This window comes from Cobetia sp. (genome assembly GCF_983723665.1).
Genome location: NZ_CFDJES010000078.1, coordinates 1 through 1292 on the forward strand (window position 1 = coordinate 1; position 1292 = coordinate 1292).

Consider the following 1292-nt stretch of genomic DNA (forward strand, 5'->3'; position numbering starts at 1 on the left):
GTCGCACCCTGAGGCGCTTCTTCTTCCGCGATGGCATTGCCAGCGAGAAGCAGGGCACCTGTCAGGCCGATGATGGCTCCGAGATATGTCTTGCGCATGGATAACTCTCCTTGATGAGCATTGTCGGCGGTCAGCCGACCAGGGAGGGATGTCAGACCACGACATGATGACTCAAGGACTGAGGCATCGGTGTCGAGGCTGCCAGCAGATGCTGGCGATCATCCAACCTGCTGCTGAAGATATCGATAGAGGAGAAGAGCGCCGTCCCTGACACCATCCTTGGCATCCTCCGTGGCGCGACCTCGTCCTGAGGTGTTCCTGTCATGACCGTATTCCCTGGTCATGCGCTTGCCGAAATTCATCGTTGCGCCTTACTGTCTGCGTCTGACAGTCCTGTCAGGTGTCAGCCGCTGAGCGGTTGATGCAGGAAGTCCTTCTCCACACAGACACAAAGCCGATGAGTCGTGGCAAAGCGAGGCTCATGTTAACGAGAATATGTGAACTGTCTAGCGTGAAGCCTTGCGTATTATTCGCGTTGATCGCTTGAGGATTATTTATGTAAAAAAGAGTAGTCGGGGTGTGGATGATTGGCGACGTGGCTGTCGATGTTCCACCGGACGCTACGCCAGAGGGGGCCCGCGTGGCGACTGGAATCCTGCGCTTGAGTGTGTCGCATTGCCGACGAAATGGGGCTTGGGGTGTCTGTCATCGGCAACGCGTCTTTCGTGGAAGTGGCGACATCGAGCGTACTTGCGGTGCTACAAACCAATGTTTTTATTGGATTTTTGTAACAGAGCGCTGATTGGCGGGAGACGTGTATCAGGTAAAATGCACGGCAGACAGGGTTTGGTCACCTTGCCAAAAACGCCACGAATGGCGTGATCCAATGCACGGCGATGCCACGGCATTGGCATTACTGATTCAGCGGCAAATCTTCTGGCAGCTCCATGGGTCGTGGGCTGCGGTCGAAAGAGGTGTGCCGCATTTCGGTAAAAAAACTACAGAAAGTTTGCTCTGCAATGGCGCTGAAGATATTGCCCAAATGACAGCAAGAGTGGCATGAAGGCCGCCATGCAGAGAGTGGTGTCAGAGCCGCAAGTGGAAAGCGCATTGAATGCACCTGCCGTCTGAGCATCGTCGGTTGCGGTTCAGGGTCGTGTTCTGAGCATCTTGAACGATACGCCTACATTCTGACTGGGGATGACGGCGGGATATGACAAGCCATGTGCATGATTCATATGGCGGAAATATCGCTGTAAGCGTTGCGGATCACACTGGCGCAGCGTGAATGA